The following is a 17,249-nucleotide window of genomic DNA, read 5'->3' on the forward strand; positions in this document are numbered from 1 at the left end:
ATGGGGAAATCATCTAACCGTAGTGCGGAATACTTCTTTACGGGTAAATATGAAGATGATAACGATGGAAACGACATAACTGCTATCAATCTCTACATGGGCGGAGTTATTAACGCTTATGGCGGGAATGATCACATTGTTATCGCCAGTCTTAGCGCAACAGTCAATACAACGTGGGGAAATGACACGATTGAGGGGGGAGCAGGGTATCTCTTCGTTAATAAAACGCATAATGGCTCCGTAGAATTTACCGGTGCTGCCGGTGGGTTGGAGATCAATCACACAGGTGATAACGGTAACATCGATTATACAGGGGGATCCGGATACAACAACATTGTGCGCAAAGGCGTACAGGGTGATATTCGGTTTGAAGGTGGGGGTTTTTATAACAGCCTGTACTCTGATGTTACACATGGCGATATCCATTTCACGGGAGCCGGTGGCTATAACAAAATTACCCGCAAGGGAGCCGGCAATGACTTCAGTGGGAAAGGGCTAGAATACGCCAAAGCTGAAGAGATCATACTGAGAGAAGCGACCATGAATGGTTCATGGATTGGAAGCGACCATCAGGTAAGCGGTATTAAATCGGCACAGGAGCCGAACACCTATCTGTTTGCATTTGCGGATAATGATCATACCAAAATCAATAAAGTCCAGCTTCGCAATGATCCGGAAACAGGCCGATTAAAATATTACACCACCTCTTGGTATAAAGCGGGTAAGCACCTCAATGACCTAGAAAAACAGGATATTTCTGGTCAGGGCGGTTTTGTGGCCGTCAATCAAGATGGTGCCTATACCCTGTCAAATCTGAATGTTGAACGTCAACAAGCTGTTACGCAACATGCTGTTGAGAAAAAACTAACAGAGAATGCTTGGGTAACTTATGGCGATGGTGCCTTGGTTAAAGCATCGGATATCACGTTGTCAGATGCCAAAATGGGCGGCGATGCGATATACAGGGATGGGACAACCGTCGATGTACAAGCGGTGAAATCCAATCGTATGATGCCGAATACTTATGTGTACGCTAAGAAACTGGGCATACATACAAAAATCGTTGTGGTTGAGCTGAGAAACGATCCCAAGACCGGCGTGCTGCAATACCTTGCACGTCATTGGTATAAGGAGGGGGATCACACGGCTAATCTGGCGAATGAAGTTATTTCTTACAGCAATGGCTACCACGATATGGGAACCGGCAGCTATTCGCTGAGTGACCTTCATTACAGTACCAATGTGGTTCTTTCTGCTTCTGCGCGTGTTGCCAATATGCACGAATACAGCGAATCAGATTTATTTGGGTCTGCGGAAGGTGGCAATAAAGAAAGTTCCGGTGATGTTCATTTTAACGGAGCGGGTGGCGGCAACGTTATTCAATCCAACGTAACACGCGGCAATGTGTACTTTAATGGTGCGGGTATTGCCAACATCATTGAACATAGTTCTGTGTTTGGCAATACAAAATTCAACGGCGCTGGTGGTGCAAACGTCATCATCAAAAAAGGTAAAGAAGGAAACCTGAGCTTCGATGGTGTCGGTATTGCTAACGTACTGCTTCACCAAAGCCAGCGCGGTGACATGAATGTCAATGCGGGCGGTGCAGCAAACGTGCTGGTCCGCATTGGAGATGGTCGCTATCTTGCCCATCTTCTGGCCGTCGGCAATATATCTATTCACAAAGGTCATGGTAACAGCCGCATCTCTATGGGCGGTGGTTTCAATACCCATACACAGATTGGTAATGGTGATGCCTTCTGGTCTGGTGTCGGTGGTGCGAATGTTCTGACCCAAATGGGGAACGGCAATGTTTCCTCAATACTGGTTGGCGGGGTAAACGTTCTGACCAAGGTGGGTGAAGGCAATCTGGAATCCGCCATGTTTGGCGGTGCCAATGTGATCACCCATATCAGCAACGAACATGAGACTTCCGATACGAAAGCCATCGCACTGGGCGGTACCAATGTTCTGACTAAAAAAGGCAAGGGCGATGTGTTGTCCATCATGGCTGGGGGCGCGAATGTTCTGACTCATGTTGGTGAAGGCAAAACCACCGGTATCATGCTGGGTGGCGCGAATATTCTGACTAAAGTCGGCAACGGTGATACCACAGGCATTATGTTTGGCCTGGGAAATATTCTGACCCATGTCGGTAACGGCCAAACACTGGGCATCATGGTTTCTGCGGGGAACATTTTCACCAAAGTCGGTAATGATACAACGATTGCTGCCATGATTGGAGTCGGTAATATTTTCACCCATGTGGGTGAAGGGAATGCCTGGGCGCTGATGGGTGGTGCAGGCAATGTCTTTACTAAAGTCGGTAACGGTGATGCTCTGGCACTGATGCTAGCACTCGGCAATGTGTTCACACATATTGGTGATGGCATGAGTGTTGCCCTGATGATCGCCAAAGGCAATATTGCCACTAAAGTCGGTAACGGTGATGTGTTGTCTGCCATGATTGGCAAAGGCAATATCTTTACCCAGATTGGTCATGGTTCCACGTTTGCCGCCATGATTGGCGGGGCCAATGTGCTGACCAAAGTCGGCGATGACCTGACGGCTGCCTTGATGATAGGTAAAGCCAACATTTATACCCATGTCGGAAAAGGAACCAGCATCGGTTTATTTGGCGGCTCAGCCAACATCATGACAAAAGTGGGTGATGGTACAACGCTGGCTGCCATGTTCGGTGAAGCCAATATCATGACTCACGTGGGTGATGGTCTGACAGGCGTATTGGCGTTAGGCAAAGCCAATATTGTGACGAAAGTCGGTAATGATTTCATGGGCATTGTGGCAGCTTCTGAAGCCAACCTCGTCACTCATGTCGGCAATGGCACGACAGCGGCTTTATTGTTAGGCAAAGGCAATATCCTGACTAAAGTAGGCGATGGAACCACGGTCGGTTTATTGATTTCCAAAATCGGCAACATCATGACTCATGTGGGTGACGGCACGACGGTCGGGTTTGCCAAAGGGGATGCCAACATCATTACCAAAGTCGGTGATGGATTAGGCGTTAATGCCGCTTGGGGCAAGGCTAACATCATGACGCATATGGGTGATGGTGATCGTTATAACTTTGCCAAAGGTGATGTGAATATCATTACCAAAGTGGGTGATGGTCAGGAAGTGACAGTCGTTCAGGGGCAAGCCAATATCGTGACCCATGTGGGCGATGGCGATGATTACACCGGCGCCTGGGGCAAGGCCAACGCGATCACCAAAGTGGGTGATGGCCGCAATGTGGTTCTCGCCAAAGGGGATGCCAATATTGTGACCCAAATCGGTGATGGTGACAGCTTTAACGCGCTATGGAGTCAGGGCAATGTGGTCACCAAAGTGGGTGACGGTATGCAAGTCACTGCCGCCAAAGGTAAAGGCAACATCACGACTACAGTCGGTGATGGCTTGAGTGCGACGGCTGCTCATGGCGACCTGAATATCAATACTAAAGTCGGAGATGGTATTTCCGTCAATGTGGCGTGGGGTAAATTCAACGTCAATACCAAAGTGGGTGACGGACTGAATGTTTCTGTTATGAAAGGCAAGGGCAATGCCAATATCCATGTAGGTGACGGCCTGAACATCAACGCCTCTTATGCCCGCAACAACGTGGCAATTCAGGTGGGTAACGGTGATTTCTATAGCCTTGCTGTGGCGGAAAGCAATACTCAGAGCAATAAACTGGGTGCGCTGTTCAGCAACATAAAACAGACATTACTGGGGGTTGCAGGCAGTCAGGCTATCAATTACCTGGTGAATGGCGATGAAGCCAACACATCAGGAACCCATAAGGGACGTGGCGCGATTGATCTGCCAGAAGTCTCTTCTTTGAATGGCTTTAAACTCACTGAAATCGATGAAGTGACTTCTGATTTGAAGGACAGCCTGAAAGGTTCTGTGACAGGTGTTGATGCCCCAGATATTGGTAGTATCGAGCATGCACTCGGCAATGAAAAAAACCTGAATCCAAATCAGTCACGTAACTTGATCATCAATGGTGATTTTGAACAAGGGGACAAGGGATGGCTGCACACCAACGACATTGAAGCCAACCATTCAGCTAAGGCATACGGTCTCAGTGTTGAAGGACATGGTGAGAATGTCAGTGAGCTTGATGTTCAGAATAATACCAGTATTTATCAGGATATTCGTGATCTCACTGCGGGTGAATCCATCAAACTCAGCTTTGACTTTGCAAGGCGTGCCGAGAGTTCCGTTGATAATGGCATGGAAGTGCTATGGAACAATCAGGTGGTATTCTCGGTTCATGCGGGTAAAACCGAATGGAAATACCATACAATGACTCTGACGGCAAAGGCGGGCAGCAACCGATTGGAGTTTAAAGGTACTGGCGAGAGTGATGGTTTTGGTTACATTCTGGATAACATTGTTGCAAAATCTGAATTATCGGACAGCGGTATTGCTGATCATATGAAGCAAGATAAAGCCGCGCAGAATGCCTTGCAGGATAAAGAAAAAGCAGAAGCTGATCGCCAACATCTGGAGCAGGAAAAAGATAAACAACTTGCGGCTATCTCTGCTACACAAGCACAACTGGAAAACACCGATCTGGATGCACTGAACGCTAACGGACAGACCCAGCGTAATGCGATCCAGGGTGAAGCTCAGGCAGCGATCGATGAATTGCAGGCAAAAGTCAAAGGATTGGAAGAGCTGAACAGCCATGCCATCTATCATGGGGAATCCGGTGAACAGTATCGTGATCAGTTTGCCAGTGGATTGTTGGGACATGTTCAGACCGAATTGGACAAAGCAGACGAGACTGCACGGAACCAATTAGATAACGCACAAAAAGCGGCAGCGGGGCGTCTTGGCGATATCAAGGATGCGGTTGCCAAATCAGAAGTTGGTGCACTTAACGCTGAACAAAACCGTCAACATGCCAAACAGGATGTTGAAAATGCTCGCCTCCAGGCCGAAAACCGGAGAAAAGAAGCCTTAAGCTATGAGCAACGGGCTAATCAGGCGGGAAGTGATGGCAAATCGGCGGCGCTGAAGGCAGAACAGCGTGGTCAAAATGAGGCTTCTGCGGCAGACAGTAAAACCGCGCAAGTACAAAATGATGCCAAAAATTCCAAACTTGATGGCAGCTATAAGCCAAAGCGCACAGGTGCAACCGGCAGCGGCCTGTCAGGTAACGCTTATGAATCTAATTACTCTGAACACATTGAAAAAGCAGAACAATCCAAGAGTAGCATCAATCCTGAATCGACCGTTCAGGCTGATGGTGGATTCAGTGAAGAATTGCAATATTTGGATGAAGATCTGAACGAACTTGCCGATGCAAAAAAAGCGCTGGATCGTTTACAGATCAATGCGGGAATACGGGTTAAGAAATCTATACTGACATCTGACCATAGCGAAATGTCACTGCATCAGCCGATTAGCCAGCCCGCTGATGTCGTGACTGAATGGATCGGAAACACACCAAAAATTTCAGGATTGGATCTCAGTGGACTGAAAGCACTGGGCAAACCACATGGTCAGTCAGAAGCGAGCGATATGTCAGAAACGGACTCTTCCTCCCGCTTAAGAGCAAGAGCGCAGAAAGTGGCAGATATCTACCATTGGCTGGATAAAGGCCATAGCTGGAATAAAGACAACGGCATTGCAATCGATAAATATATCCCTGTGCCGGGATTTGATCGCATTGATACAGACATTTCGAATGATGTCAGGCAGGAAATGATTGATAATATTAAGGAATATATTAACAATCCGAAAAATAAAAACAGTGTACCGAAAGAACAGGTTGCCTCGTTGGCAGAATTGTTCGTCAATGCCACGATTGACTATGACTGGAATAAGCGTGTTGAGTTTATTTCAATGTTGGATCGCTACGGCTATAGTTTTGAACCTGCGTATGGTGACAAAAGCATTGTGTCGTTCTGGTCAGGTAAAAACCGCAAATTTTACCGTGAAGCTCTGGATTCATCAAATCCCGACGGCAAGAAAGTAGTTTACGATACTAATATAAAAGGTAACGCTTTTGCCCTTCAACTGAACAGGAGACTGATAAGTTGGGGTATTGAGTCCGATACGTCTAAAAAACATAACTTGCAATCCGTTGTCAGGGCTTCCGCATATAGCAATACTGGATTCTGGAGTTCACTCTATGCGACTGGAGCACGTAATGATGTATATGTCATGTCGGAAGGTGGTATTCGTCTTGGCAACTACTTCTGGAATGTTGAACTGCCAGTATTGCGTCAATTGCAACGTGAAGGGCTGGTGGGGGAAATCCGCCTGCTGGATAAACCTGCCAGTGAATACCAAGGCGTATCATCTGAATCCATTGGCCGCAAGCTGACGGGTGTGGGTGTTTCTGTGAAGGTGCGTTTTGATTTTCTCCCTCCTGAAGAACAGGAAAGACTGCAGGAATTGGATCCGACAGGATATCAATCGAATACCCCGGTGGATGTTGACATCAAACTCAGCGCTATTGACAACATGTTGAATCAGGCTTTGCCATTCTATGTTCTGCGTGAAGAACGCAATTTGCTGGTGCGTAAATTGTGGGTGAATAAATTAAAGAGTGATTTAGTCTTTGAAGTCCGTCCGTGGCCGGGTAATAACGGCAGTGCGTTCAAAAAAATCATTGTGGAAGGCTACGAAGGATTGGCTCAAATCAAATCCATTGAACGCTTTATCCTTGCCAACTATGACAATTACAACCAACTACCCGATGCGTTGAATCTGGTGGACGATCGCATTGTTTCCCACGATCAGAGACGTGCCCATATTGTGGCGCAAAAAGTAGAAGGTAGCTGGATCTATAAACCGAAAGCTGAGCTGATATCTGCGGCTGAATTGCCATTTTATAATCTGCGTGAAGAGCGCAATTTGCAGGTGCGTAAATCAAAGGATTTTTCAGGCTTTGAAGTCCGTCCGTGGCTGCGTAATAACGGCGATGATTTCAAAATTATTTTCGTCGAGAATCCAAAAGATTACACACAAATCAAAGCCCTTGAGCTTTTCATTCTCGCCAACTATAAAGAGTACGGGAAATTGCCGGAGGCACTGTATTGGGTAAAAGATCAGATTATCTCTTTTGATCAAGGACGTACCCGCATTCTTGCGGAAAAAGTGGAAGGGAGCTGGAACTATAAACCGAACACTGACCTGATGTCAGCCAGTCAGTTTCAGGAAGAGGCTAACGTCAAAGGCAAAATCCGTGGTGATAGTTACCGGAATGTACTGGATGCACTCAGAAGCTATGAAGAACATCTCCTGCAAAACGACAATGATGATTATGACTCAGAGTCCGTGGAAAAACTAATCAATTTGCACCAGCAAGTTGAAGGCTATCTGTTGGGGCATCCTGACTCTGAGCGTATACCGGCCATGAAAAAACTGCTGTCGCAGATCAATGTGCGGATGGAAGAATCCCTGATACTGGCGGAACCGACACTGAGAAGCGCAGGCAAAGGCAGTTTCAGCGAGTTCTACAACAAACTGGGTAACGCCAACCTCCAGGATTCCGAACATCTTTATCTGGATGAACAGGGAGACTTTGTTATCCGCGGCAAATCCAATATCCAGACTGCCATGAAAGCGGAAAGTGCAGAAAAAGCCGTTGAGCAGATTAAAGCTGATGTGACCAAAGAATATGGTCAATCAGTGGCGGATACGGTTTTCGCAAACCTGCAATCTTCTGATCTGGCGAAAGATGGCAAGGGAATTGATGTCTCAGGGCTGAAAAAGGTACATCAGGCGATTGAGCAACATTTATCTCCGGTCAGTGCAACACTGTTTGTCTGGAAACCGAGTGATCACAGTCGACTGGGACATGCTGCCCTGCAAATTGGGCAAGGTCGTATTCAAATCAGTGCAGAAGACGCAGGCGATTTCAATGAGAAAAATTACGTCAGTTGGTGGCCGAAAGGTGGCAAATCAACCGATCTTAACAGTATTTTTGATGTGTCCTCAGAGGCATATCCAGATATAAGAATACGCTGGCGTGACCTCAGCCAGCCAGCCTACCCAAGTATAGCGCTGAAACATGATGTCGCTTCTGAAGAAAATGATGGCTTTGGTTTGCACGATGGTAAACGTAAGTTGAAGAAATTTATTGAAAAACTTCAGTCTGCTAAAGGCGTTGATGCAAAATTCGCGGATATTAGCGAAACTTTCGCCATAATGGCGCTTGCGAATGGTCATTTTCTGCAATATGCGGAGATACCGAAGCATATTTACCAACCTTTCGTTGAAAAGATGAAAGCCAGCAACGCTGACGTGTTTGAATTAGGCAAAGAATTTGCTGAAGCACTGCGTACTGCTGCGAAACAACAACATTCTCCTGAACTAATAGAAAAACGCATTGCTAAAGTTATTCGTGAATTCGTAAAACGTGAAGTAAATAACATTCTGGATTTCAAATCCAGTGAAGCCGATAAGGGGAGGGTCTTCCGTATCAATCTGGCTGGATTAGATGTGGCGGCAATGCAGGCGGAATGGCAGAAAAGCCGCCAGAATCCAGATGCACGTTACCAGCTGTTAAATGGCAACTGTTCAAGTATCGTAGCCAAAGTGCTCAAGGCAGGGGGCGCTGATAAAGTTATCGGCCATACATGGCGGCCAAAATTTGGGGTTTGGACACCAACTGAATTATTTAATTTTGCGCAAAAATTACAAGAAGTGCAGCTTGAAACGGTAGCAAAAAAACAACACTACTCTCCTGTGGAGGAGTTAGCCGCGTTATCGGGTAAGAATAAGACACTAGAAACGGTCATCGCGGAGAATGATGGCACTCCATCGCTGAATGAACTTATTACTAAGGATGGCTTACGTAAAAAAGCCTCAGTTTTTGCCAAACCGATTGGTCCTGCTTATCAGGCAATTCTTGATAAACTTGACCATATTCATAACCTGACTGGAAACGAGCAGTTATCAGCAGGATTCGAACTGTATCAACGTATTACCCGTTACCTTGATGCACATCCTGATTCTAAACGCAATACTGCTTTGAGTGGCGTACAGACGCAACTGGGAGATATTATGTTTAGAGGTACATTACAGGAAGTACGTAGCCCGTTGCTGGAGATCGCCCAAACTCGACCTGAAATGGCATTGCGAATCTACCAAATTGCCCGTAATGAAGCCCGTGGGAATACACCAGGACTGACAGATCTGATGGTGCGTTGGGTGAAGGAAGATCCTTATCTTGCTGCTAAGCTAGGTTATCAAGGGGAAATTCCCGCTGATCTCGCTTTTAATCCTAAATTCCATGTGGACTTGGGTGATCAGTTTGATGATTTCAAACAATGCCTGAGTAAAGCTCAAGATAAGGGATTGCTGATTAATGCCCGGATAGATGAGCAGAATAAACGGGTTCATCTTGGCTACAGTTATAATGAACTGCTAGATATGACCGGATCTGAAGATATGAAGATGGCGGTCTATTTCCTTAAGGAAGTCGCTAAACAAGCGGATCCAAATTTCGCCGGTTCACACGAAGCGATTTTACTTAATCGGTTTGCTAATCCTGCCTACTTAGTACAGTTGGAACAGGGTAGGCTGGCACAGATAGAAGCGATATATCACAGCTCCCATCAGACAGATATCGCAGCTTGGGACAAACAATATTCCTCAAACGCACTGACACAACTCAATCGTCAGCTTAGTGACGGGACAGATCTGAATAGCCAGTTGTCGTTGCTACTTAAGGATCGTCAAGGATTGCTGATCGGTGAGAGTCATGGTTCAGATCTTAATGGATTGCGTTTTGTTAATGAGCAGATGGATGCATTGAAAGCTCATGGAGTAACCGTTATTGGATTGGAGCATTTGCGTTCGGATTTGGCTCAGCCGTTGATAGATAAGTTCTTGGCCGGTGGAGATATGCCCGCTGAGCTGACCGCTATGATTGAGACCAAACATTTGCCTGTTGACTTATTTAAGCAGGCCAAAAGTAAGAGGATCAAAATCATTGCATTGGATGACAACAGCACAACTCGTCCGGTAATAGAAGGATCACAACATGGCCTGATGTATCGTGCTGGTGCGGCTAATAATGTGGCGGTTAAGCGTTTGGGACAATTAGCTGAGGGAGAGAAATTTGTTGCCATTTATGGTGACGCCCATCTGCAATCCCATGAAGGTATTGATCATTTTGTACCTGGCATGACTCATCGTCTTGGTCTACCGGCCCTTAAAGTGGATGCAAATAACCGTTTCACGGCTCAGGCGGATGATACCAGTCTGCGCAAGCATTATGACGATGTACCGCAGCTTGAAAAAAATCTTTATAAGCCGAATCGAGTTGTCGGTGAAGATCTGGAAGCGCTGGATCATTCTAATGAAAAAGACCGTGTGAAAGCAGGATTGCTGGAAAAATTGGATAATGCTCTCTTTGATAAGAAATCAGGTAAAAAAGAGCTGAAGCAATACTCATTCCATTTCGATCAGAGCGATTCACTATTAAATAATCTTGAGAAACTTGTACCAGAAGTTGGCAATGTCCTCGTGACTAAAGGGGATGATTTTGATCCAAAAGAATTCTTGGAAGGTGTCTGTTTTGCCTTGTCTGCCCGTTACATGATAGAAGAGCGCGTGAATGGGCTGGGTGGTGGCAAAGAATATCTGTCGTGGTTGACGGATGCAGTCAAAGCCTACAATGACAATTCTGAGTATAAAAAGAGCGACATCAATTCGGTTGAAGCCCCTTTGCTTAATCAGTATCGCCGCCAGAATATCGGCCCGGCTATTCAGGACCTATTGTCGATTCAATATAGCCAAGTGCAAAATATGTCTGGTTTTTCAGGCATGAAAAAAGCCTATGAAGCTTATAGCGGCAAACTGAAAGCCAATGGACTGACGGGAAAAAGAATCAACTACGCGTTGGATCCTGATGTTGCTGGCTATGAATCCGTAATGGGACAACTGCGTGATGCGGATAAAACGACGTATATATCCTTTATGTCTAAAGACCATGCAATGGCCGTCGTTGTCAATAAGGGAGAAACTCAAACTGTCTGGTCATTCTATGATCCTAACTTTGGTATCAAGTCATTTAATAACTATAAAGACTTTGAAGGCTTTATGGATTCTTTCCATAAGGGAATGATAACAGGGCATAAATCCATCTTTGGTTATAAATATGCGGCCAGCAAAGAGAAAAATCAAAGCTTCAATGTTGAATACAATATGTTTGAAGATGGTGCCATTACCCATTACGACGGTGTCTGGAAACAGGCGCGTGCCGGTGAACAACCGTATGTATTGCGTGCGCTGAAAGAGCAGGGTAAAACCTTTAAACTGGGTTCAAACGTGACAGGGCGTGTGGTTGATTACCGTGATAATGCCGTGACGTTGGAAGTGACAACGGAGAAAGGTGATAAAGTACTGGTTGAAGTTGAAAGTAACAATTTCAAACAGGCTGCGCACCTTGTACAGTCGAATATCGATCATGTATTTGCTCATCCGGAAACCAACAAATTAACACTTAAAGCTTCGGGCGATATAAGCATAACCGATGAAGTGAAAGCCCCGCTTAAGGGCAATACCCCAGAAGGTGTTAACCGGGTTGTTAATAACCACGATGTTGGCTCTTGGGAAAATATTACGGTCAAACCACAGCCTGAAAGTGGAGATAGTCGCTTTAGCGGCCAGATTATTATCCAGACGGAAAATGATCCGGTTGTCGCCAAGGCTGCCGCAAATCTGGCTGGTAAACACCCGGATTCCAGCGTGATTGTTCAGCTTGATGCCAATGGTAAGTATCGTGTGGTGTATGGCGACCCTGATAAATTACAGTCCGGTAAATTGCGCTGGCAGATTGTGGGTCATGGTCGTGAGGAATCCGCACAGAACCACACACGCATCAGTGGCTACAGTGCGGATGAACTGGCCCTGAGACTGAAACAGTTCAGCACTGATTTCAAACAGGCCGGTATGCCTGATCATATCAGCCTTGTGGGTTGCTCTTTGATTGGCGATGACAAGCGCAATGGTTTTGCCCGCCGCTTTATTTCCGCATTCGATAGTCAAGGCATCCGTACCACTGTATCGGCACGCAGCAATGAAGTTGCGGTAGACAGCGTTGGTCATAAGTACACGAAAAATGCCCAGGATCAGTGGGTACACAAGCTCACGGATAACAAAATCGTCTTGGGCTGGAATGACAAGGGCGAAGTTGAAAGCAACTCTGAGCGTGTTCGCCGTGGTATCTCTGAGAATGAGATCACCTTGTCTCGCGTGGGGCACACCAAAGTTGATGCAAAAGCGCAGGGTGCTATTGCGGATAACGTGGAGACATTCCATGCACCGAAGAAACGCAATCGAAACGATGAAAATAGCCCAGCGGCTTCATCGGAATCAAACAATCAGTTGAGTTATTCCGGCAATATTGATGTACAAGTGGGTAACGGTGAATTTACCGCGGTGTACTGGGGAACCTCCAACGTAGGTATCAAAGTGGGTACAGGGGGCTTTAAGTCTCTGGCCTTTGGTGACAACAACGTAATGGTTCACGTCGGCAACAGTGACAGCAAACACAGTGTCAATATTGCGGGTTATCAGGCATTGGAAGGCGCACAACTGTTTGTGGGCAACCGGAATATCAGCTTCAATATGGGACGCAGTAACGATCTGATTGTGATGTTGGAAAAATCCATTCCGACACCGCCGTTGGTGAACCCATTTGATGGTGCTGCCCGTATTTCCGGGGTATTGCAGAACATTGCCGGTTCATATGACTCACCGGATTGGCTGACTGCCCAAAATCAGCAATGGACACTGGAGAGTGCGAAGAAATACGTCAGTGATCTGTCTGGTCTCGATTTGACCAGCAGTGTGGATTATAAAACCCTGACTGATCTCGACTCGCAAAATGAACGCAGCAGCCGTGGCTTGAAGAGCGACATTGAAAGCACACTAAACAAGAAATACAACCAGTGGTTGGGAGAAAGTGGTAATACCCCTGAAATAGGTAAAACCAGTCGTGCAGATAAACTCCGTCGGGCGAATGAAAAACTGGCCTTCAATTTTGCTGTTGGTGGGCAGGGTGCTGATATTCAGGTAACGACGGGTAACTGGAACTTTATGTTCGGTGACAACATTCAGTCGATTCTGGATACCAACCTGGGTTCACTGTTCGGCCTGATGACGCAGGAATACACCTCCACGGGCATGGCAAAAACGACATTTACCTTTAGCCCGACAGATATACCACGTCAGATCAAAAACAAACTGCTGGACAATCTGGCGGGTGTCACTGCTGATATGACGCTGGCGGATATTTTCGGCGTGGATTATACCCCGAATGGCGGTATTGTTTCCCGTTCAGGCCAGCCTGTTGATGGCGTTGCCATTCTGCGTGAAATGCTGGAAATCATCGGTGAATTCAGCAGCGACCAACTGAAAGCCTTCACTGATCCGGAAAAATGGCTCAATAGTTTGGAAGCAGGTCTGAATATGGGAGCTGACGGCGTGAAATCTTTCACTGAAAGCCACGGACTAAAAGCGGCAGCGCCTGATGAAAAGCAATCAGGGCATGTTTCCATCAATGAAAACAATAAACCTGTATTGACAACCGAAGAATTACAGGCAGACCGGACTCTTGGACTTAACTCTCTGAACCTGCCAAATCTGTTTGCAACGCTATTCAGTAAGAATAAGCAAACGGAGATGAAATCTCTGGTGACTAACCTGAAAGAGAACCTGACAGCTGATTTGCTGAACATACAGGATAAAACGTTCGATTTCCTGCGCAATAGCGGTCATCTGCAAGGTGATGGTGACATCAACGTCTCCCTCGGAAACTACAATTTCAACTGGGGTGGTGACGGTAAAGATCTCGGTGCTTATCTGGGAGACAACAACAACTTCTGGGGCGGCCGGGGCGATGATGTCTTCTATTCTGTAGGAACCTCAAATATCTTCGGTGGGGGTAAAGGCAACGATGTTGGCGTGATGATGGGACGCGAAAACAGGATGTTTGGTGGGGCAGGCAATGATGTTGCGGTCTTGGCCGGACGCATTAACTATGCCAGCATGGATGATGGCGATGATCAGGTTTTTGCTTTTGGTGAAGGTGGTATGATTGATGCTGGCAAAGGACGCGACTATATCATTGCATCCGGCAACTTTAACCACATTGATGCCGGAGAAGATCAGGATTACGTTGTAACCATTGGCAATAACAATCAGGCTGATTTGGGAGCAGGTAACGACTTTGCCACCGTATTCGGCAATTATAACCGGATAGATGGCAATTCGGGCAATAACTCCGTCAAACTGATGGGTTATCACGCGGTAATCAACGGTGGAACAGGTAACGATCACCTGATCGCTGATGTGGTATCCAAGTTCAGTCAGTTTAACGGTGGTGCAGGTGATGACTTGCTGATATTGGGCGGATATCAGAATCGCTTCAAAGGTGGCACGGGCATCAATAGCTTTGTGGTCAGCGGAGAGGTGATTGACAACACGGTTGAAGATATCAAACAAGGTGACAAAATCATTTTCAACGATATTAACTGGCAAAACCTGTGGTTCCAACGCAGTGGCTACGACTTGGTGCTGTTGACCCATCGCGATATCAAAGACACCTCAGTACAGGGTCAATTTGAAGCGCTGGGTTCTGTAACCTTTAATGATTACTTCAATGGCAAACGTGCAGATATCATCACCCAAATGGGAGATAAGGATATGCAAGGTGAGCGGAAATATACGGCACTTTCCACCAACGCAGTAGATTCCTTGGTGCAGGCCATGAGTGGATTTGCGCCTAATATGGGTGACAGCGGGTTCATTGACTCGCTTGATAGCCAAACGAAGTCGACCATCGTAACCGCCTGGTCGGATACAATAAATGGGAAATCCAAATTGGCATAATTAGCTGGAAAGGATTTTTCAGCAATAACCAATAAATGTAATGAAAATGGCTCACAATAGTGGGCCATTTTTTTATGCAATTCTGAATTGATTGAGTATAAGTTCAAATATCCATTTGGAATAAAAAATTAATTAATGAAATTATTAATTATAAAAAAATATTTTAATTTGTACTAAATTTAAAAGTATCGTGTTGCTTAATCATGTTTAGTTCTTCATGAATTTGATGCCCAGAAAAAATATCGCCTACTCATGGTTATTAGAAATTCATACAGGAGTAGTGATTCTGGAAAAACAGATAAATTATCGGGGTTATGACGGAAAAATATAGGTGGTATATATGATTTTCGTTACAATATTAATGTTTTCAGGGGAAGAAAATTATCAATGGAAATATGATACTCATAGTGAAGAATCAAAAAGATTATTGTATATTTTTCATGGTTTCATGAAAGGAATCAATATTGGAAATCACAAAGATAAACTAGGTTTCTCTGGAGTTCTTGTTGAGTTTGATGGTGAAACTGTGGGTGAAGCGGCTAAGTATGGAATACCTGATTCATTTTATCTATGTGATGGGCATGTGTTAAATCTATGGGAAAGTCAATATATTGCCTGTGAATTGATTGAAAGTTCGAACTTAAATGAGTTACTGAAATATGAATTAAATAAGATGATAAATAATATTAAGGAAACAGAAATTATTAAAAAAGATACAGAGTGGTTTTATAAAGACTTAATCGAAGATGAAGATAACCATATAATAGTAGGAAGACGTAAATTTTTACATGATGTAGGAAGTAAGGGAAATCTCGATATTAATTTCGTTAATCCAATTACTAATATTTCATATTCTGTTCAAACTGGGTTATTCAGTAAAATGTTCTGGAATGTCCCCGGCCGTATTGAACATAATAACTGCTATGCTTACGCGTGTAATTATGCATCCGGAACTTTCCCCAGTCCTGGCCGGTATTCTGGTAAACCACATAAAAGAACCATCTATTCTCTGATAGATGCCGTTATTGCTGATGGGTTAATTCCGTTGGAAGAGTATAAAATTCAAGAAAATACTCCGAATTATGTTATTGCTCTTTATTGTATTCCTTCCACTTCCAGTGTCATTCTTGACAATATTTTTTGGGATTATCATTTTTATCGGTTAGTCGTAGGTAGGGGTAGTAAGCATTCTCAATTTTGGGGGCATAAACCAGGCCAAGGAACAGCCAGAAAAAGAGATGATAAAGGAAAAATTATATATGATCCTAACAAATGTGAACGTGGGGACTATACTGAATTTGCGGGTTATTTTATTGTTAGTAATCAGGTTAAGATAAAATAAGGATAAGGATAGACAATAAATAAAATAAGAAGATGTGACCGTTACTCTGCAATACGGGAATGCGGCTATTTTGTTGTCTGCAAAGTAAGCTCCTGTCCTGATGAAAATGGCTATGTGTCAGTTCAACTGCTTTTGGCGAGTATGCCTTGTTATTCCATCCTGGAATTCTGTCTTTTTTCTTTGTCCGTGGATATACTGTCGCTTTATTTTTACCGGTTAGTTCTAAATGATAAGAAAATTACTATTACTATTACTATTTGTGTTTGTGATTGCCGGATGTTCTGCCGGAAGGGTGCCAACAGATCATCTTGTATTACTTAACAACGACAAGCTTTGTCGTGCTCTCGGGGAAAATTCCGATAACGGAGATATCACCACCAGGATATTGAACGAAATATTATCCAGAGGTGATTCGATAGATATGCAAGAATGTTATTCTATTGAAAGATTTGTAAAAAGTAGCCGAATGCCTTCGACTCATGATTTTTGGTTTAACAACATTCCCCCAATGGATACTGAGACAATAAAAAGTATGGTACAAATGAAGGCCGACGGTAAATTATAATCTATTTATAGCGCATTCTATTCTGAATGCGCTGATTATTGTGGTGATAGAGAGATTTTAAATTATAAATAAAATGAAATCCCATCCCGATCCAACCGCCTGCTCTTATCATCTACCTTATAGGTATCTATGCTTCGGCGTTGCCATCGTGACGTAAACTTTCCATCTAATATTGCTTTTAATGAACAAGGGTTTCAATCGAAAAAGGATTTTTCATCTATTCTCTTGATTAGGTATTCCCTTAAGTCAACTTCGAAAATTATAAATATCCGCTAATTTTAATTTTATATCTGTGACTCAAGTTTATTTGTAACTATTTGAATAATATATTTTTTATTGCCTGTGGATAAGGTTTATTTCGCATTAAAAACGTTTCTTGGATTCACATATTAAGCGCAACACCGTAATGGACGAAGTAAATGAGTGGGTATTCCTTTAAATAACTCATTCGGTGTTTTGTAATCTCGTGTT

3 protein-coding genes are annotated in these 17,249 nt (G+C 44.5%); all 3 read left to right on the forward strand.

What is annotated here, in order from left to right; genetic code table 11:
- The 3 genes from rtxA (at position 1) to BM329_RS06025 (ending at position 16,778) form a co-directional block, all read left to right on the forward strand.
- Positions 1–14,871 carry an MARTX multifunctional-autoprocessing repeats-in-toxin holotoxin RtxA gene (rtxA, locus tag BM329_RS15005; protein ID WP_245759022.1) on the forward strand — a complete coding sequence of 4,957 codons (14,871 nt, stop codon included), beginning with the start codon at positions 1–3 and terminating at the stop codon, positions 14,869–14,871.
- A 340-nt stretch (positions 14,872–15,211) separates the two neighbouring features.
- Positions 15,212–16,213 (forward strand): hypothetical protein, encoded by a 1,002-nt coding sequence (locus BM329_RS06020; protein ID WP_092550279.1) that lies wholly within the window; start codon positions 15,212–15,214, stop codon positions 16,211–16,213.
- A 226-nt stretch (positions 16,214–16,439) separates the two neighbouring features.
- A complete protein-coding gene (locus BM329_RS06025) occupies positions 16,440–16,778 on the forward strand; it encodes a hypothetical protein (RefSeq protein WP_092550282.1) in 339 nt (112 codons plus the stop codon).
- The last annotated feature ends 471 nt before the right edge of the window (positions 16,779–17,249 follow it).

The sequence above is a fragment of the Xenorhabdus koppenhoeferi genome (assembly GCF_900116635.1).
Lineage (GTDB): Bacteria > Pseudomonadota > Gammaproteobacteria > Enterobacterales > Enterobacteriaceae > Xenorhabdus > Xenorhabdus koppenhoeferi.